An 18539-nucleotide genomic window follows, 5' to 3' on the forward strand; every position below is an offset into this window, starting at 1 on the left:
CGAAGCCCTCGCGCCACTCGTTGGTCTCCGGGTCGAAGCCCTCCGGGTAGATGTAATTGCCCTTGTCGTCGTACTGGGCTTCCATGCCGTACTGCGCCGGGTCGAAGCTGTCCTCGGTCAGCGCACCCTCGTTGGCCTGCTTGAGCGACAGCGAGATGCGCCGGCGCTCGAGGTCGATGTCGATGACCTTGACCAACAGGTCGTCGCCGACCTGCACGACCTGCTCCGGGATCTCCACGTGCCGCTCGGCGAGCTCGGAGATGTGCACCAAGCCCTCGATGCCGTCCTGGACACGCACGAACGCGCCGAACGGGACGAGCTTGGTGACCTTGCCGGGCACGACCTGGCCGATCTGGTGGGTGCGGGCGAAGTGTCGCCACGGGTCTTCCTGCGTCGCCTTGAGCGACAGGGAGACACGCTCGCGGTCGAGGTCGATGTCGAGCACCTCGACAGTGACCTCCTGGCCGACCTCGACGACCTCGGACGGGTGGTCGATGTGCTTCCAGGACAGCTCGGACACGTGCACCAGGCCGTCGACGCCGCCGAGGTCGACGAACGCACCGAAGTTGACGATCGAGGACACGACACCGGTGCGGACCTGGCCCTTGGCCAGCTTGTTCAGGAACTCGCTGCGCACCTCGGACTGGGTCTGCTCGAGCCACGCACGGCGCGAGAGCACCACGTTGTTGCGGTTCTTGTCGAGCTCGATGATCTTGGCCTCGAGCGTCTTGCCGACGTAGGGCTGCAGGTCGCGCACGCGGCGCATCTCGACCAGCGACGCGGGCAGGAAGCCGCGCAGGCCGATGTCGAGGATCAGGCCACCCTTGACGACCTCGATGACGGTGCCTTCGACGACCTCGTCGTTGTCCTTCTTCTCCTCGATCGTGCCCCAGGCGCGTTCGTACTGTGCGCGCTTCTTGGACAGGATGAGCCGGCCCTCCTTGTCCTCCTTCTGGAGAACCAGGGCCTCGACCTCGTCGCCCACGGAAACGACCTCGTTGGGGTCGACGTCGTGCTTGATCGAGAGTTCGCGGGAAGGGATGACACCTTCGGTCTTGTAACCGATGTCGAGCAGGACCTCGTCCCGGTCGACCTTGACGATGGTGCCTTCGACGATGTCGCCGTCGTTGAAGTACTTGATGGTCTTGTCGATGGCGGCGAGGAAGTCATCGGTGGAACCGATGTCGTTCACTGCGACTTGCGGCGTTGCGGGTCGGGCTTCGATGGTGGACGTCATTGAGTGGGTTGGTCCTGACGGTTGGTAGTCGGTGCAGACGAATCCGAACCGGGCCGGCTGTGCCGGTACGGGCGATCCACTCCATGTCGAGACCGCGGATTCATCCATTCACAGCCTAGCAATTCCGGGCTTCGCGTGGAAATCACGCTTGCGGGGAGCGGCGGTGGCCGGCGTTCGACGCCGGGCGAACGGCTGATGTGTTCGAAACGCGCGTCAGAGGTGTGCTATTCCGCCGGCGCGACCACGTCCGCGGACCGCTCGACCAACGCATCCTCGAGCACCGCCACCGCCTCGCCGAGTGCCTGGTCGGCACCGATCGTGACGTTGCGCAGCGACACGTAACCGTGCACCGCCCGGACGTAGTTCGTCAGCCGCACCGAGACGCCGGCCGCCCGCAGCGCCGCCGCGTAGACCGCACCCTGGTCGCGCAGCGGGTCGTACTGCGCGGTCTGGATGAGCGCCGGCGGGAGGTCGTGGTGCTCGGCGTAGAGCGGCGAGGCGTACGGGTCGTGCATCTTCGACTCGTCGGGCAGGTACAGGTGCCACGTGGTGTCGAGATCCTTGCGGGTGAGGACGGGCGCGTCCGCGTTCTCGTGCTTGGACGGGTAGTCGGCGCCCAGATCGACCGACGGGTAGATCAGCGCCTGCAGCCGGATGCGTGGGCCGCCGCGATCGCGCGCCATCAGACTGACCACCGCCGCCGCGTTGCCGCCGGCGCTGTCGCCCATGACGGCGAGCCGATCGGCGTCGACGCCGAGCTCGCGCGCGTGCTCGGCCACCCACACGGTCGCGGCATAGCAGTCCTCGACCGGCGTCGGGAACGGATGCTCCGGGGCGAGCCGGTAGTCGACGGACACGACGACCGCGCCGGCGCCGGCTGCCACGCCGGCGCACCACCACTCGGACTGCCACGGGTCGCCGGACACCCATCCCCCGCCATGGAAGTACATCACCACCGGCAGCGCGTCGGCCGCGGCATCGGTGGTGCGGACCTGCGGGCGGTAGATGCGCAGCGGCAAGGTGGTGCCGTCCGGCAGCGTCGCCGCGGTGTCCTCGGCCACGGCGCCGCGGTCCGGGCGGCCGGTCAGCAGCGAGCTGCCCGGCATCCGCGACATCTTGCGTCGGCGGTCGCTCGCGGCGCGCACCTTGTCCGCGCCCTGCTGCATCACCGGGTCGCGCTCGACGCGGCGATAGATCGACCAGAAGACCTTGGTACGCAGCGGGAGCGACATCGAAGCACCGTAGCGCCGATCTCCATCGCCTTCCCACCTGAGGTGGCCGTTCTCGCGCTGCAAATCACGACCACCTCGGGTGGGAAGGCGATGGATGGTTAGGGTCGGGGCGTGCCTGAGCCGCCGGACCGGCCTGCCGCGGTCGGGGTCGGTCGCCGCCACACATCGCCGGCTGCGACCGTGCGCGCTAACCGCGGCTCGTGGGACGCCGACGCCGACAACTACCACGACGAGCACGGCGCCTTCCTCGGCGTGGCCGACTTCGTGTGGTGCCCGGAGAACCTGCGCGAGGACGACGCGCACCTGCTCGGCGACGTCACGGGCAAGCACGTGCTCGAGGTCGGCTGCGGGTCGGCGATGTGCGCGCGCTGGCTGGCGGCGCACGGCGCGCACCCGGTGGCGTTCGACCTGTCCGCGGGCATGCTGCACCACGCAATCGAAGGTGCACGGCGCACCGGCATCGAGGTGCCGCTGCTGCAGGCCGACGCGCAGCATCTGCCCTTGCGCGACGAGTCGTTCGACATCGCGTGCACCGCGTTCGGCGCGGTCTCGTTCGTCGCTGACAGCGCGCGGCTGATGCGCGAGGTCGCGCGGGTGTTGCGCCCGGGCGGCCGGTGGGTGTTCGCGACGACGCACCCCACCCGGTGGTCGTTCCCCGACGACCCGGGGCCCGCCGGGCTGACCGCGACGATGTCGTACTGGGACACCACGCCGTACGTCGAGTTCGCCGCCGACGACACCCCGACCTACGTCGAGCACCACCGCACGCTGGGTGAGCGCGTCCGCGAGATCGACGCGGCCGGCCTGCGACTGGTTGATGTCGTCGAACCGCGGTGGGCGCCCGGCCATACGCAGATCTGGGGTCAGTGGTCGCCCCTGCGCGGCGCGATCCTGCCGGGCACCGCGATCTACGTCTGCGAGAAGTAGGTCAGCGCGCGCCGACGGGCTCGTGCGGACCGTCGGACGGGACACCGCCGGCGGGTCCGCCCGTGGGATGCGTTCCGCCGTCGCGGTGCACGCCGCCCTCACCGTTCGGGCCGTGTCCCGCGCGGCGCGAGCGGCGCAGTAGGAACACGCCCAAGACCAGCAGCACGAGGCCGACGATCCCGGCGATCAACGGCCCGGTGATCTTGGCCTGGTTCAGCTTGTCGATCTTGCCCTGTGCGAAGTTCGTCTGGTACTTGATCGCGGAGTCGTCGAAGTTCAGCGTGGTGTCCAGCGCGACCTGTCCGCTGTCGAGCGTCTGCACCTGGTGCTCGGTGCCGTTGACGATGGTGCCGGTCTGCGGCTCGACGTAGACGGTCCGGGTGTCGTTGTAAGTGCCGGGCAACGTCCCCAGGATCTTGTACGGCTGGGTGCCCGTCCGTGAGACGAATTTGTAGACGGTCAGGCCGTCGACCTTCGTCGTGCCCTCGTATCTCGCCGGGAACGCCTTGGCGACGTCCGGCTGGAAGAACTGATACGTCGTCTTCTTCGTCGGGATCGGGAACTTGTAGCTGAGCCCGGTGTGCCGCGCGGCCTTGCCGTTGATGTTCTCGTTGTACTTGGCCACGTGCACGGACTCGGCGCTCTTGCGATCGGCCGTGACCCGGTCGGTGCTGACCGTCAGCAGCCGCGAGTCGGTGGCCGGCACGCAATTGGGCGTCGTGCCGCGCACGACGACGATGCACAGCGACTCGACGACGGTGGTGTTCGTGTCGTCCGAGGCGTGCGAGTCGGTACGCACATGGCGGGTGGCCCGCAGCTGCACCGTGTCGATCTTGCCGGTCTGTGCGTTGAGCAACCGGGCGCTGCCGCTCGACACCTGCGTGATGTCCAGGTTCAGCGGCGTCTTGCTGGACGCCGGGACAACGACGAAGGGCAGCAGGAAAGCAAGCACGATCCCGAAGATGCCGATCCCCACCAGCACCGCACCCAGCGCCTTGCGCACTCTTACCCCACAGTCAAGTTGATGTTACCGGCAGGTTAACCGCACGGTATCAGCACGCGAACCAAGCGGATAGCATCCAGTTGCCCGGTACGGGGCTGGACGAAATGGAAACGCGCCGTGAAACCTGACGTGGCCGAGGCGCCGACGCAGCCCGCCGCAGGCGACACGTCGACGGCCCCGGACGCGGCGCCGAGCACCCGACGCCTGCGACCCGGACTCGCGCTCGTGCTCGTTGCCCAGGCCGCATGGGTCGCCGTGCTCTGCGCGCGCGGCTGGTTCTACCAGGACGACCTCAGCTCCATGGACGCCGCGGCGGGCCGTCCGCTCGGCTGGCGCTACCTGACCGATCCGGTCAACGACCACCTCGTCCCCGGCCTGCGCCTGGTCTTCTGGCTCCAGGAACGGGCCGGGGCGCTGGACTGGGCACCGACCGTCGTCGCGCGGGTGGCCCTGCAGACCCTTGCCGTCTACCTGCTGCACCGCCTCTTGACGATGCTGTGCGGAGATCGTCCCGGCGTATTGGTGCTGACCGCGCTGTATGCGCTCAACCCGCTGATCGTGTGCAACCTGACCTGGCTGACCACCGCCGCCGGCCTGGTCCCTGCGCAACTGACCGCCATCCTCGCTGTGCACCACCACGTGCGGTACACGATCACCGGCCGGCTCCACGATGCCGGTTACGCCGGACTCGCGTTGCTGGTCGGGATGTGTTTTTGGGAGAAGACCGCGATCATCGCGGTGCTGCTGCCAGTGATCTCCGCCGGATACCTCACGTCCGGTTCGGCAAGATCACGCGTCAGCATGCTGCTGCGCCGCTGGCCGGGCTGGCTGTGCACGCTGGCGCCGCCGCTCGTCTTCGTCGGGTACTTCGTGATCGGCGGCTACGGCGGCCACGCCCGCGGCGTCAGTGCGACGAACCTGCTCGCGGTGCTGCGCACCACGTGGTGGCGCACGATCGCGCCGTCGATGCTGGACGGTCCGTGGAGCTGGACGAGCACCCCGGAACTGGCGGTGTCGTTCACGGCGTCACCGATCTGGTTGTGCGTCGTGGCGCAGGTGCTGACGGTCGTCCTGCTCGTGGCCGGTTGGCGGCGCAACGGCGTGCGGTCGCTGTGGGGGTGGTCGCTGCCGCTGATCTCGCTGGTCATCGGCACGGCGCTCGTCGCCGTCGGCCGCTACCAGTTCTACGGCGAACTGCTCGCGACCACGATCAGGTACAGCTTCGACGTCACGCTCGTGCTCGTACTCGGCATCGCCCTTGCGCTGCTGCCGAGTACGCCGACAGCGATCGCCGCTCGCGTGGCCGGGAAACTGCCGCCGGCCGCTGCCGTCGCGACCCCGCGCGTCCGGTCCCGCCGCGCTGCGCTGCTGCGCACCGGGATCGCCGTGCTCACCGTGTTCGCGATCGTCGACGCGGGACTGTCGGCGCTGCGGTTCGAGCGACGCTGGGTCGAGGACCCGACACACGCCTACGCCGACACCCTGTCGCGCAGCGTGCGGACCGCCGGCCCCACAGCGAACCTCTACGACACCTCGGTGACCACCCGCGTCCTGCCGTCGTTCGGCGGCCCGACGGTCCACGTCTCACGGCTGATCGGTTGGCTGGGGCTGCCGGCCCGCTTCGACCGGACCGACACGGACGCGACGATCGTCGATGCCCATGGGCGGCTGCGACCGGCCGGTCTGTTCGGCGTCGCCTACGCGCGCACCGCGGGCCCGAACAGCCTGTGCAACGACCTGGTCCGCGGCGTCGGCACCCGGACCCAACCGCTGATCGGCACGCCGTCGAAGAACGAGTACTTCCTGCACATCGAGTACTTCCAGCGGCGACCCACGACGGTGTACATCCGGCTGCTCGACGCGCAGGGAAAGGCCGTCGAACCCGTCCGTGGCACGCGCGTGTCGCTGACCCGGACGCTCGGCGCGCTCACCCTGCGGCTGCCCTACGCGACACCACGGGTGCTGCAGATCCGCAGCGAGAACGCCAGCACCAACGTGTGCGTGGCCAACGCGATGATCGGGTTTCCGGTCGCACGGGGCACCCGATGACCGTGGGCGCGGGTCGAGCACCCGTCGAACCCGACGCCGGCCGCCCCGGCACGACGCACCTGCGCTCACTAGACGGCCTGCGCGCCGTCGCCGCCTTCGGCGTCATCGCGACGCATGCCGGGTTCAACACAGGCCGCTCGCTGCAACGCAACGCCCTGGCGCCGTTCCTCGCGCGGCTGGACATCGGCGTCACGCTGTTCTTCCTGCTGTCCGGCTTCTTGTTGTTCCGACCGTTTGCGGCGTCGATCCTGGCCGGCTCCCCCGCGCCGCGCGCCGGGGCATTCTGGTGGCGCCGCGCGTTGCGCATCCTGCCCGCGTACTGGCTGGCCGTCGTGGTGACCCTGTCGGTGCTCTCCGCACGGCAGGCGACCCCGCGTGACTGGCTGGCCTATCTGACGTTGACGCACACGTACACGTCGCACGATCTCGATCCCGCCCTGCGCCAGATGTGGACGCTCGCCACGGAGATCTCCTTCTATGCCGTCCTGCCGCTGCTGGCGTGGCTGACCCGGCAGGCTGCGCGCCGGCTGGCTCCGCTCACCTGCCTGGTCGGGCTCACCGCGCTGATGATCGCCGGGGGTATCGCGGCGCAACTGTTCATCCACGCCGTGTCCGGCGCCACGACCGCCGCGCTGCAGTGGCTGCCGGCCTACCTCGACTGGTTCGGCCTCGGCATGCTCGTCGCGGTGATCAGCTGCGTTCCCACCGGCCGGGTCGCCGGCTTCGACGCGGTCCGCGCGTGGGCACAGCGGGCGCCCGGGACCTGCTGGGTCGTCGGCGGGCTGTTCTTCTGGCTCTCGACGCTGCCGGTCGCCGGACCCTACGACCTCAGCCCGCTGTCCACGTGGCAATGGACGATCCGGCACCTGCTCTACGGTGCGGCGGCCCTGTTCGTGGTGCTGCCGGCGATGCTGGGCCGGTCCGCGCTGACGCAGCGGGTGCTCGGCAACCCGGTGGTGGCGTGGCTCGGCGTCGTGTCCTACGGCGTGTACCTGTGGCACCTGCCGCTGCTGCTGGCGTTCCAGCGGTGGTTCGGCTGGCGGACCTTCGGCGGCCACTTCCTGCCGCTGTGGCTGCTGACGTCTGCCGCGGCGACCGCCGTGGCCGCGGTGTCCTGGTACCTGCTCGAACGCCCGTTGCTACGGCACGCCAGTCGTCCCTGGCGCCCGCGACCCGCTCGCGGGCTCGACCAGCGCGACGCACAGCGCGACAAGGCAGAGCACCTGGGACAGCCAGCTGCTCGTGAACGGATCGGCTGAGCCGGCGGGGTGCAACGCCGAGAGGGCGGCGACGAGCAGCAGGGCGCCTGCGACGACCGGCACGACCGGGAGGCGACGTCCGCCGCGCGCAAGGACGATGCGCGCGCCGAGCGCGACCACGCCGACCACGAGTCCCGCGACGCCGCCGAGCAACAACCCGGCGGCGACGCATGCGACCCCGGCACCGACCGGGCCGAGACGCCATCCCGCGAGGGCGGCCGCGCGCACCGGCCGGCGCGGCCGGAGCAGAGCGAGGACGGCCAGCGCGAGTACCGCCACCGCGCCGACGATGAGGCCCACGTCGACCGACCGTTGCGGCGTGTAACGCAGCACCGCGACGCCGTGCGCGCCGGCCGGTAGCGCCCAGCCCTGCTGCCAGCCGTCGACCATGACCGGGTGCAGCGTGCGGCCGTGCAGGGTGGCGCGCCACCCCGCGTTGAGGTTCTCGTGCACCACCAGCAGCGACGCTCGTGTGGTGTCCACGCGCACCGTGCGGTCGGTGCGCCCCCATTTCCCGATGCGCAACCGCGCCCCCGGCTCCGCCGCCGCCGGCGCCGGGGCCGTGCCCTGCCGCCGCAGGTCGAGCGCCTGGGGCAGCGCGAGCGGCGAGGCGCCCAACGCAACCTCGTGCCGGCCGGTCGAGAGCGGCACGCCCGACGTCCCGCACGGCGTCGCCGCGACCGGCGCGCCGGCCAGCACCTGCGCCGCGGGGCCGTTCACCTGCAACGCGGTCTCCCGGCCGTCCACGCCCAGCTGCAGTCCGCCGAGGCAGCCAATCCCTACGGTCGCGCTCGCGCGGCCGACCGGTACGTCCGAGCCGAGCAGCCGCACGTCACCGATGCCCACCGGCAGCAGATGTGCCTGATTGGTCAACGAGTCGGTGCTCGCCCGCAGCGTCGCCGTAGTCACGGTGATCGTGATCCGGTCGGCGCGCACCGCGGCCGGGAAGTGGATCGCGCCGTCCGCCGGCACGCGCGCGGCAAAGGTGCGACCGCCGACGTCGATGCGCACCGAACGCGCCCGGGTCACCGGCGCACCCACGAGCGGGTGCACAACGAGACCCGTCAGCGGGCGCACGGTCGGCAGCTGCAACGTCAGTGCCGGGTTGCGGTCGCCCTGGGCGGCCACCCACCCGGTGCGGTCGTCGCCGTCCACCGCCGCACCCGGCCGCTCGCGCGGGTCGGGCGCGTCGGTCGAACTTGCCGCGGCGCGGATGGGGTTCCCGGCGTCCAACAGGGCGTCGAGAGCCGGGCCCGGCCGCAGTACGAACCGTGCGACGGCCGAGTACGACGCCGCGCGGTCGAGGCTGAAACCGCGCACGAGCGCGTCGTCCTCCTCACCGGACCGCGCCCAGCCGCGCTCGCAGGCCGCCGCGGTGAGGTTGACGGTCAGGCACGCCGGCCGCCGTCCCGACTCCGCGGCGAAGGCAATTGCGTCCGGCGCCGACGGCCCGACGACGTTGAGCACCCGCGCGGGCACGACGCCCGGGATCGTCAGCGTCGCGATGCCGACCTGCTTGCCCACGTCCGAGCGGCGCACCCCGAGCACGGCGATGCGCAGGCGTTGCGTGGGTCCGGCCGGCAACCGCAGCTGCTGCCGCCGGGTGTCCGGGGAGACGTCCTCGTCGCGCGACCCGGCATCGGTGCTGATCCGCACCCGCGTGGGCACGGTGCCCGTGTCACCGGCGAAGGCCACCCCGACCGTGGCCGCCGTGACGGCGTGCGCCAGGTCGACCTGCAACCACTGGCCGACGCCGCCGCCGTACGTCGAGCTGCGCCAGGCAGACGCGGTGTCCGCGTCGAGCGCGGCCCACGGCGCGTACTGGGGGCCCAGGTACGCCGGCGACGTCGGGTCTGCCGCTGTGCTGGACGCCGTGACGTCGCTGATGCCGTTGTACGCAACAGTCGACAGCGTCCCGGCATCGTCGGGCAGGTAGTCGTGCGCCGCGCGGGCGTTGTGGAACGCGGCCGTCGGCGTGAGTGTCTGCGAATACTTGTCGATGCTGCCGAAACCGAACTCGCGTCGTCGGATGCCGTCGGTGAGCACCGCAGTGGTGCTCGCCGCGGCACGCACGGCCTTCGGGACGCGGCCGAACAGCACCGGCGTGCTGGCCGGCAGCCCGCCCTGACTCAACGGCAGGATCTCGTCACCGGACCCGTTCGCCACGACAGCGCCGGCGGTGGCGTCGAGGGCCGCGCGCCCGGTCCATGCAGTGTTCGCGTACACGTCCACCGCCCCCTGTGCCCGGGTCAGTCCGAGGTCGACGAGCCGGTTCGGATCGTCCTTCGGGCTCAGATCGGGACCGAACTGGGCGACCTTCGTCAGCCCCGGGGTGTTGTCCACGGCCGCGTGCACGAATCGCAGTGGGGTCGCCTCCGACTTCTGCGTGTCGAGGTCGTTGCGCACGACCACGTAGCGGATGCCGGACCGCGCGAGCACCGCGGGCAGCGCCGGATCGCCCCGGCCGCCGGCGAGATCGGCCTCGATCGCGTCGAGCAGCCGCACGTACCCCGGCTGCGCGATCGGCGCGACGTCGCGGACGGTCCAGGGCGAGTCGGCATAAGGCTGCAACGCGTCATCGCGCGGTTCACCCCACACGTAGGCCGGCGCGGCGGCGCCGGGCACCACGAGCGCCCGGCCGCCGTGCGCGTGCGTGCCGAGCCACGCCGCGGTGTGCGACCACCACGACGGGTCGTTGATCGCTCGCGTCTGCGACACCACCCGGCCGGTCAACGCCGGCAGCACGGCGACCACCGCCACGACGAGCACCGCGCCCGCAGCCACGAAGCGGGTCGTGAGTCGCCCGCCGCGCGGCACGACCAGGGTGGGCCGCGCGCGGATTCGCTCGGCGAGGGCGGCCGCCGTGTGCCCCACGCCGAGCGCGAGCGGCAGACGGATCAGCGCATCGAACTTGTGCACGTTGCGGAACGCGTTGAGGCTCCCGTCGAGCAGCGTGCGCAACGGGCCGGCGAACACCGGCCCCACGGTGCTGACGTGGCCCATCGAGAGCAGCAACGCGCCGACGACCACGGTGACGAGCAGGAAGCTGCGTTCGGGAATGCGGCATCGGGCCAGCCCACCTATCCCTGCTGCCGTGACGACGCCGAGCGCGAACACGACGCCGGACGCGGCGATGAACGCCCAGCCGATCGGCCACGCCGACGGACCGAGCAGGCTCTCCCAGTGGTCGGTGCCACGCAGCATGTCGGCCAGATCGGTCGGGAATGTCGTCACCGCGCTCGACTCGATCCAGTCGAGGAACGGCGGGCTGTACTTCCCGAGCGCGATGAGCGGCAGCGCCCACCAGAGGCAGGACAGCACGACCGCGACGATCCACCAACCGAGCAGGGAACGGCGCCGCGGACCGCCGCGTCGCGTCAGCAGGAAGAGCAGCGGCATCGGCAGCACGGCGAGCGTGGCGGTCGCGTTGATCCCGCCGGCGAACAGCAGCGCGACGCCCGAGCGCGCGGCGGCCCGCCGCGGCGAGCCGACCCGCGCGCCACGCACCAGCGGCACCATGATCCACGGCAGCACGACGTCGGGCAGCAGCTCTGAGGAGATGACACCCAGCTCGGTGAGGATGCGCGGCGAGAGTGCGTACGCCAGCCCCACGGCCACCCGCGGCCACGTCCCCGGCACGCGCAGCAACCGCGCGAGCCGCACCGCCCCGAGGAACGCGACGATCACGAGCAGCGACTCCCACGAGCGCTGCACCACCCACGGCGGCAGGGCCGACCACTTGCCCAGCACGTAGAACGGCCCCATCGGGAAGAGGTAGCCGTACGCCTGGTCCTGTGTCTGGCCGGCCCCCGAGGTCGGGACCCACATCTGCAGCGCGTTGCGCAGGAAACGCAACGGCGTGACGGCGAGGTCGAGCTTGGTGTCCGCGGCCCCGGCGCCCGCGCTCTGACTGAAGGTCAGCAGCGCGAGTCCGAGGCAGATGGCCGCGAGCCGTAGCCGGTGCACGCCGCGGGCCGAGCGGCGTGTCGGCAGCGCGTCGGACTCCGCGTCGTCCACGGCGACGTCGTGTGTCGCGCCGCGGCCGGCGCCGCGTTCCAGCACGTCCGGCACTCCGGCACGGTACCTGCGCCGGCACAGCGGGCCGAACCAGCGCCACCCGTCGCTTGCTAACCTTCGGTTAACTGATCACGACCTGCCGGGGTTCTTGTGAAGTCGGGTTCGCGCACCGTTGCGCGCCGCGTGGTTTTCCTCTCGTGGCGCGATCTCGCGCACCCCGAAGGCGGCGGCTCCGAGCTGTTCGTCGAGCGCATCGCCAAGCACCTGCACGAGCGCGGTTGGGACGTGACGATCTGCTGCGCCGCACACCCCGGCGCGCCCGGCGACGAGGTGCGCGACGGCGTCCGCTTCCGCCGCCGCGGTGGGCGGCTGACCGTCTACCTGCACGGGCTCGCCTTCCTGCTTCGCCGGTCGGGCCGGCGCGCCGACGTCGTCGTCGACGTGCAGAACGGACTGCCGTTCTTCTCCCCGCTGGTCCGCCGGCGGCGGCCGGTCGTCAACCTGCTGCACCACGTGCATCGCGAGCAGTGGCAGATGATCTACCCGGGGGCGGGCGGCCGGCTCGGCTGGCACATCGAGTCTCGGTGGGCGCCGAAGCTGTACCGAAGGGCTCGCTACGTCACCGTGTCCGCAGCGACGCGGGACGATCTCGGCTGGCTCGGTGTCGACGCGTCTCGGGTCGAGCTCGTGCACAACGGCATCGACACACCCCATCCGGACCGGCTGTCGCCGCGCAGTGTCACGCCGCGCATCGTCGTGCTCGGCCGGCTCGTGCCGCACAAGCAGGTCGAGCACGCACTCGAGGTCGCGGCTCGGCTGCGGGCGGCGATGCCGGAGCTGGTCGTCGACGTGATCGGGGACGGTTGGTGGCGGCCGACGCTGGACCGGCTGGTGCGCGATCTCGACATCGAGGACACGGTGACCTTCCACGGCAACATAACCGACGCCGAGCGCGATGATCTGCTCGGCCGGGCGTGGGTGATGCTCGCGCCGTCGGTCAAGGAGGGCTGGGGCATCGCGATCATGGAGGCCGCCGCGCACGGGGTGCCCGCACTCGCCTACAGCAGCGCAGGTGGCGTGCGCGAGTCGATCGTCGACTCGGAGACCGGCTGGCTGGTGACCGACCTGGACGAGCTGGGCAAGCGCACCGACGAGCTGCTGCGCGATCACACCCTGCGGGCGGCGATGAGCCGGGCGTGCCGCGAGCACGCCGACGGGTTCAGCTGGCAGAGCGCGGGAGCGCGCTTCGAGCAGGTTCTGGACCGGATGCTTACGCGCGGCACGCTGCGCTGAGCCGCGCGCGGCCGGTCAGCGGCTGCCGTAGTTGATGATCTGGCTGGAATCGGCCGGGTTGTGCTTCGGCGCGGCGGTGTTCGTGGACACGACACCCCAGGCGGTGAAGGCAGCGAGCGCAGCACCGACGAGGCCGGCGGCCGCCGCTGAGATCCACTTGGTCATGCCCTGCCTCCAGTTGTATTGACGAAACTATAACAAGAGATCACCCCGTCGGCGGCCCGCGCAGACCGCGTCGGCGGCGCAGCAGCGGGTAGCCGATCGCGGCCAGCACGGCGAGCGCTGCCACGGCGTCGCCGCCCAGCACGACGGCCGTGACCGCACCGGACCGACGCTCCGGCGCGACCCTGCCCGGCACCCGGTACAGCGAGACGTCCGCACCGTGGCGCACCGGCTGCAGGCCGGGCAGCGCCGGCACTGCCCCGGGCGTGCGGTGCTCGACGACGACCCACCCGACGTGCGCGGCAGCGAGCGCGTCCGCCAGGTCGGGACCGCTCGCCAGCGCGGCCGCGACCCGACGCACCCGCGGGTTCTCCCCGCGCAGGACAGTGCCGCCGACGGGAAGCCGGTCGTCCACCACGGTCGGCACCGGCAGCAGCCGGGGGGCCGGGTCCAGGACGGTACGGCCGGGCGCCCACGGGAAGCTGCGGTAGGCGGCGAACGGCAGTACGACGGCGTCCCGGGGCGGTTCGCTCGCCAGCGCGCGGGCCACCGCCGACCAATCGCGCGGGTAGTGCACCGGCCGCAGCGGCGTGCGCAGCGTGCCGGGCGCGTCGGGCAGCACGACGAGTGGGAGCGCCGCGGCAATCACGAGCAGGGTCAGTGGCCACGCACCGCCCGCGCGGCGCCGGACGAGGTCGGCTGCGCGGTCGAGCGCCGCGCCGATCAGCGATGCCTCGAGGACCACGAACGGCACCAGCCACTTCTGCGAATCGCGCAGCAGGCCGGCACCCGGCACGGCGTCGATCGTCGCGCGCAGCACGGCGCCACCGCCCGGCACGGCGGGCAGCGCGGCGAGCACGAACCCGATGGCCGCCGCCACGGCCGACCCCGTGACGGCGCGGGCGCCGAGCAGCTCGCGCAGTCGCGGCCAGCCGAAGGTTGCCGCGAGCACTAGCACGGCGAGCCACACGAACGCGTGCGGTCCGCCGCGACTGGACGGAACGACGTCCGCGTCCCAGATGCCGCCGCCGCCGAGCAGGCTCAGCACCGACCCGCCGGCGTGCTCGGCGCGCGGGCCGAACGCCGCGACCGCGCGCGCGTCGCTGGTGCCGGCCGAAGCGGACGTCAGCCCCGGCAGCAGCCAGGGCAACTGCACGGCGAGCGCCAGCCCCATGACGCCGAGCAGCGCACGCCTGCCGGGCCGCCCGACCGCCGCCATGATCACCGCCGTCGCACCACCGATCAACGCGCCGGTGGGCGTGATCGCCGCTGCCGCGAGCGCCACCGCGCCGATCGCCCAACTGCGCCGCCGCCGCGTATCGCGGAAAGCGAGCACCAGCCACGGCAGCGCCGCGTAGGACCACAGCAGCGCCCACTGCCCGATCGCGAGCCGCTCCACCACGAACGGGTTCCACACGCCCGCGGTGGCCGCGGCGATCCGCCCGGCGAGCGAAGCCCGGGCCAGTAGCGCCGCGCAGCCGAGACCCGCGCCGAGCAGGGGCACCAGCACCGCCACCCGCGCGACGACGGCGCCGTCGACGACGTGCTCGACCATGGCCACGAGCGCGTCCACCGGGACGGCGCGCGGCGCGGCGGAGGAGATCCCGAAGCTCGCCGCGTCCAGCGGCTGGTGCGGCGTGAACACCATGTCGTGGGCGAGCAGGTAACCGCGTCGGGTGATCGGCCACTCGAGCAGGCCGGCGAGGACCAGCAGCCAGACCGTCACGAGCACCCCGCCGCTGGTCGTCACCCGGCGGTCCGGCCGCGCGCGCTCGGTCAGGGGCGCGGCCGGCATCGCTGCACGATAGCCAGCACGCGCTGTCGGCCAAGCCGTCGGCTGCCGACGGCTCGGTACAGTCGGCGCGGCACGAGGAGCAGGAGGTCGCCGGTGACTCTCCCGAGCATGCGCACCGCCCGCTGGACTGCGGCCTCGGTGCCGGCAGCCTTCCTGCTGGCCAATGCGCTCAGCTACGCGCTACTGCTCGTGGCAGCGCACCGGATCTCCGCGGCTGCCTACGGCGAGCTGTCCTCGCTGCTCGGCCTGCTGCTCGTGGCGACGATCCCCGCGCTCGCGCTGCAGACGGTCGCCGCGCGCAGGGTGGCGGTGCACGGTACCGACGAGGGCGTGCGCGCCGGCACGGTGCGCTTCGGTCTCGGCGCCACGGTCGTGCTGGCGCTCGTCTCCCCCGCCCTCGCCGCGTTCCTGCACCTGCACGGCGTGCTTGGCGTGCTCCTGGTGGCAGCCACCGTGCCGCCGCTCGCGCTCATCGGCGCCGCGTCCGGCGTGGCACAGGGGCGCCGCGAGTTCCGCCGACTCGGTCTGCTGATCCTCGGCGGCACCGGCGGCCGCGCGCTGGGCGGCCTGGTGGCGATAGTCGCGTTCGGCACACCGGACGCTGCGCTCGCCGGGATCCTCGTCGGCGCAATTGCCGCCGCAACGTGCACCGCGCTCGACGTCGCCCGGCACTCCGCGCCGCAGGCATCCGGCACGGGAGCACCCGGCCTGGTGCTCGAGGCGGCCCACGCCACGCACGCACACGGGTTGTTCCTGCTGCTGACGAGCCTGGACGTGCTGCTCGCCAGACACGTGCTGACGTCCTCGCAGGCCGGCGTCTACGCCGTCGGCGCCGTCCTCACGCGGGCGGCACTGTGGCTGCCGCAATCGCTCGTCCTCCTGCTGTTCGCGTCACTGGCACAGCAGGCGAGCCGGCGCGCGGCAGGGCAACGCGCGGCGCTGATCACCACCGCCCTCGGTGCGGTTGCCGTCGCCGGCACGGCATTGCTCGGACCGTTGGTGGTCAGCGCGGTGGGCGGCAGCAGGTACCACCGGCTCGACTCGGTGGTCTGGCTCTGGGCCCTGCTCGGGGCGTTGCTCGCCGTCGTGCAGCTCGCCGTCCTGGCCGGACTCGCCCGACGCAGCCGACGTCGCGCCGTCCTGCTGTGGGCCATGCTCGTCGCGGACGTCGCGGTGGTGCTCGGCATCGGCGCCGTGAACACCCCGCAGCGACTCGTCGTCGGTCTGATCTGCGTCGCGGCCGTCGGGGCCGGGGTGTCGCTGTGGCTCGTGCTGCGCGAGCCACACGCGATGTTCGCGCCGGATGCGCCCGGCCACGCCGGCGGTCCGGCGGACCGGACCGCACTCGAGAGCCGATGAACAAGGCTGGCATCGTGCACGGTGTGGACGAGTCGTTCGCCGCGGCATGGGTCGCCGCCGACGCCGTCCCCGGCTGGCTCACCTGCGCGCAGGCACGGCTGCTCTGGGATGCCGCCGGATCGGTCGGACCGGACGGTCTGATCGCCGAGATCGGCAGCCATCAGGGCCGCTCGACGCTCGTGCTGGGCCGTCGCGCGCAGGCCCGGGACGCGCGGGTGGTCGCCATCGACCCGTTCGTCGCCGGCGGCATGTTCGGCGGCACGGCGACTCGTGCGCGCTTCGAGCAGAACATCTTCGCTGCCGGGCTGGACGATGTCGTGCGGCTCGTCGCGCGGCCCAGCACCGAACTACGCAGGACGTGGCGCGAGCCGCTCGCAATGATCTACGTCGACGGCAAGCACGATTATTGGACGACCCGCGACGACCTGCGCTGGCTGCAGTTCCTCGACGACGGAGCACCACTGCTGGTGCATGACTCGTTCTCATCCATCGGGGTGACTGCCGCATTGCTCGCACACGTGCTGCCCGGTCATCGGTTGCGATTCGTCGAGCGTGCGGGCTCGCTGGCCCGGTTCACGGTCGGCCGGCCGAATCGTGCCGACCGGCTGCGGCTGATCGCCCAACTGCCGTGGTTCGCCCGCAATGTTGCGGTCAAGGGCGCACTGCGCGCGCTGCGGGTCGTCGGTTACCGGCGCGCCGACCCGTACTGATCGTTACTTGGCCTGCGGCGCCGGCCACGGCGTGGGCGTGAACGCCGGATCGAGACCGGGCCCGAAGGCTCCACTCACGCCCTGCGGCGTCGGGTACACGCCCTTCTGGACCCAGTTGTTCAACGTGTCGATCAGTCCGACCCGCTGCTTGACGGAGAAGATGCAGTGCCCGGCACCGTACGGCGCGCCCGACGACGTCGAGTACGTGGTCGGCGGCGCGACGTAGAGCTGCACGAGGTCGCCGCTGCTCTTGCGCGTACGGGCGCGTTGCGCGAGCACCGATTCGTTCGAGACGAGTACGAGCGGGTCGTTCTCGGTGTGCATGGTCAACGTCGGCAGTTGGATCTTGCCGGTGGTGTCGCCGAGCTGTTCGAACCTCTTCCGCGCCGCGGCGTCCGCCGAGATCCGCGGTGCCGCGGCGAGCTGCTTCTCGTACGCCGCCGGATCGCCGCCGACGAGCTTGATCAACGCCGACTCGGGTGCAGAGATGCGTTGCGCGTAATCGGTGTCCACATTGGAGGAGGCGTTGCCGCCGACGCGCTGCTCGATCTCGTACCGGGCGGCGGTGCCGAACGCCAGCGCGGTGAGCGCCGACTCGACGACGGCCGCCACCTGCGACTGGATGTCGTGCCCGTCGTAGGTGGCGGTCTTGTGCGGCGCATCCACCAGCGAACCGATGAACAGAGCCTTCGCAGTGCCGCCGTGCGCGGTGTCCTTGGCGGCGGCGATCATCTTGGCCGCAGCCTGTTTCCACTGCGCGTCGGCCTGCTCGGCGCTCGCGTAACCGGTCAGCTGCAGCTGCGGGTCGATGAGCGTCTTGATGGCGAACGCGACGTCCAGCGCGACGTCGAAGTTCAGGTTGGGGCCGGCCACCGCGCCGCACATGGGGGCGGCGCCGTCGACGAACGACGAGTCCTTCTCGGCCAGGATCTCGGTGATCAGGCCGCCGAGCGAGTCGCCCCACACGTACGTGCGCTGGGGCTTGCCCACGAGCCCGACGAACTTCTTGTACAGCTGCTCCCCCGCCTGCACACCGTCGGCCACCGCCCAGCCGTTCGACTTGTACGACGAGCCGGCCAGTGCGTAGCCCTGTGCGAGCAGAGCCTTGCTGACAGCGTCGGTACCGCTGCCGTCCGCATCGAGCGAAGTCACCTGCGCGTTGGTCTGCACGGCCGAGAAGTCCGGTGGCCCAGGCGTCGCGAACCGGTAGCCGTGCGAGTAGAGCAGCAGTGTGCCGTTCCACTTGGCCGGCAGCTTGATCTCGTACTTGGCGCCGTCCAGCGTGCCGTCGCACTTACCCGCGCACTTGTGGAAGGACACGTCGGTGGACGTGGACTGGACCGTGCGTTGCCGGCCGGACACGGCGGTGGTGTCGCTCGAGCATGCGGTGAGCGCAAACGCGGTGACGGTGAGGACGGTGGCAACAGAGAGCACGCAGCGACGACGATGCATTGAGCCATCTTGCCCGACGGCGTGGAGCAGACGGTCGTGCGGCG

General features: G+C 71.7%; 13 protein-coding genes. 6 read left to right on the forward strand and 7 right to left on the reverse strand.

The annotated features are described in order from the left end of the window. Positions 1-1237 (reverse strand): 30S ribosomal protein S1 (gene rpsA / locus ACFFCN_RS03530; protein WP_375489746.1); only part of this gene is annotated, 1237 nt, incomplete at its 3' end. Positions 1238-1461: 224 nt separating this feature from the next. Then, positions 1462-2469: an alpha/beta hydrolase gene (locus tag ACFFCN_RS03535; protein WP_375489747.1), complete on the reverse strand. Its 1008-nt coding sequence runs from the start codon at positions 2467-2469 to the stop codon at positions 1462-1464. 111 nt (positions 2470-2580) lie between these two features. Between ACFFCN_RS03535 and ACFFCN_RS03540 the strand changes: the two genes are divergently transcribed. Beyond that, positions 2581-3396, forward strand: a complete 816-nt coding sequence (locus ACFFCN_RS03540; RefSeq protein WP_375489748.1) for a class I SAM-dependent methyltransferase — start codon at positions 2581-2583, stop codon at positions 3394-3396. Between the two features lies 1 nt (position 3397). On the opposite strand, the gene ACFFCN_RS03545 is transcribed toward ACFFCN_RS03540, so the two are convergent. Continuing rightward, positions 3398-4399: a DUF3068 domain-containing protein gene (locus ACFFCN_RS03545; RefSeq protein WP_375489749.1), complete on the reverse strand. Its 1002-nt coding sequence runs from the start codon at positions 4397-4399 to the stop codon at positions 3398-3400. A gap of 117 nt (positions 4400-4516) precedes the next feature. Between ACFFCN_RS03545 and ACFFCN_RS03550 the strand changes: the two genes are divergently transcribed. Together ACFFCN_RS03550 and ACFFCN_RS03555 are read left to right on the forward strand one after the other, a co-directional pair. Continuing rightward, positions 4517-6448, forward strand: coding sequence for a hypothetical protein (locus ACFFCN_RS03550; RefSeq protein ID WP_375489750.1), 1932 nt, complete (start codon positions 4517-4519; stop codon positions 6446-6448). After that, positions 6445-7707: an acyltransferase family protein gene (locus ACFFCN_RS03555; RefSeq protein ID WP_375489751.1), complete on the forward strand. Its 1263-nt coding sequence runs from the start codon at positions 6445-6447 to the stop codon at positions 7705-7707. The genes ACFFCN_RS03550 and ACFFCN_RS03555 overlap by 4 nt, the downstream gene beginning before the upstream one ends. Here the strand turns inward: ACFFCN_RS03555 and ACFFCN_RS03560 are convergent. Beyond that, positions 7588-11778 carry an alpha-(1->3)-arabinofuranosyltransferase family protein gene (locus ACFFCN_RS03560; RefSeq protein ID WP_375489752.1) on the reverse strand — a complete coding sequence of 1397 codons (4191 nt, stop codon included), beginning with the start codon at positions 11776-11778 and terminating at the stop codon, positions 7588-7590. The genes ACFFCN_RS03555 and ACFFCN_RS03560 overlap by 120 nt on opposite strands. Before the next feature lie 129 nt (positions 11779-11907). On the opposite strand from ACFFCN_RS03560, the gene ACFFCN_RS03565 reads away from it, so the two are divergent. After that, a complete protein-coding gene (locus ACFFCN_RS03565; RefSeq protein ID WP_375489753.1) occupies positions 11908-13017 on the forward strand; it encodes a glycosyltransferase family 4 protein in 1110 nt (369 codons plus the stop codon). Between the two features lie 15 nt (positions 13018-13032). On the opposite strand, the gene ACFFCN_RS03570 is transcribed toward ACFFCN_RS03565, so the two are convergent. Beyond that, complete coding sequence (locus tag ACFFCN_RS03570; RefSeq protein WP_375489754.1) at positions 13033-13182, reverse strand: DUF2613 family protein; 150 nt, start codon at positions 13180-13182, stop codon at positions 13033-13035. A 40-nt stretch (positions 13183-13222) separates the two neighbouring features. Further along, entirely contained in the window at positions 13223-14974 is a 1752-nt protein-coding gene (locus tag ACFFCN_RS03575) for a hypothetical protein (RefSeq protein WP_375489755.1), read from the reverse strand. A 93-nt stretch (positions 14975-15067) separates the two neighbouring features. Between ACFFCN_RS03575 and ACFFCN_RS03580 the strand changes: the two genes are divergently transcribed. Both ACFFCN_RS03580 and ACFFCN_RS03585 read left to right on the forward strand, forming a co-directional pair. Beyond that, entirely contained in the window at positions 15068-16333 is a 1266-nt protein-coding gene (locus ACFFCN_RS03580; protein ID WP_375489756.1) for a hypothetical protein, read from the forward strand. After that, positions 16330-17043, forward strand: coding sequence for a class I SAM-dependent methyltransferase (locus ACFFCN_RS03585; protein WP_375489757.1), 714 nt, complete (start codon positions 16330-16332; stop codon positions 17041-17043). The genes ACFFCN_RS03580 and ACFFCN_RS03585 overlap by 4 nt, the downstream gene beginning before the upstream one ends. Positions 17044-17046: 3 nt before the next feature. Here ACFFCN_RS03585 and ACFFCN_RS03590 read toward each other — a convergent pair whose 3' ends face one another. Further along, the gene (locus tag ACFFCN_RS03590; RefSeq protein ID WP_375489758.1) at positions 17047-18495 is read right to left on the reverse strand and encodes a hypothetical protein; all 1449 of its coding nucleotides are present in this window, start codon (positions 18493-18495) and stop codon (positions 17047-17049) included. Positions 18496-18539: the final 44 nt, after the last annotated feature.

Source organism: uncultured Jatrophihabitans sp. (genome assembly GCF_964246335.1).
Lineage (GTDB): Bacteria > Actinomycetota > Actinomycetes > Mycobacteriales > Jatrophihabitantaceae > Jatrophihabitans.

What these genes read in the sequence shown, in the direction of transcription:
- ACFFCN_RS03575 (WP_375489755.1), bottom strand. Translation starts at nt 14,974, where the DNA reads ATGCCGGCCGCGCCCCTGACCGAGCGCGCGCGGCCGGACCGCCGGGTG.
- ACFFCN_RS03555 (WP_375489751.1), top strand. Translation starts at nt 6,445, where the DNA reads ATGACCGTGGGCGCGGGTCGAGCACCCGTCGAACCCGACGCCGGCCGC.
- ACFFCN_RS03585 (WP_375489757.1), top strand. Translation starts at nt 16,330, where the DNA reads ATGAACAAGGCTGGCATCGTGCACGGTGTGGACGAGTCGTTCGCCGCG.
- ACFFCN_RS03590 (WP_375489758.1), bottom strand. Translation starts at nt 18,495, where the DNA reads ATGCATCGTCGTCGCTGCGTGCTCTCTGTTGCCACCGTCCTCACCGTC.
- ACFFCN_RS03570 (WP_375489754.1), bottom strand. Translation starts at nt 13,182, where the DNA reads ATGACCAAGTGGATCTCAGCGGCGGCCGCCGGCCTCGTCGGTGCTGCG.
- ACFFCN_RS03535 (WP_375489747.1), bottom strand. Translation starts at nt 2,469, where the DNA reads ATGTCGCTCCCGCTGCGTACCAAGGTCTTCTGGTCGATCTATCGCCGC.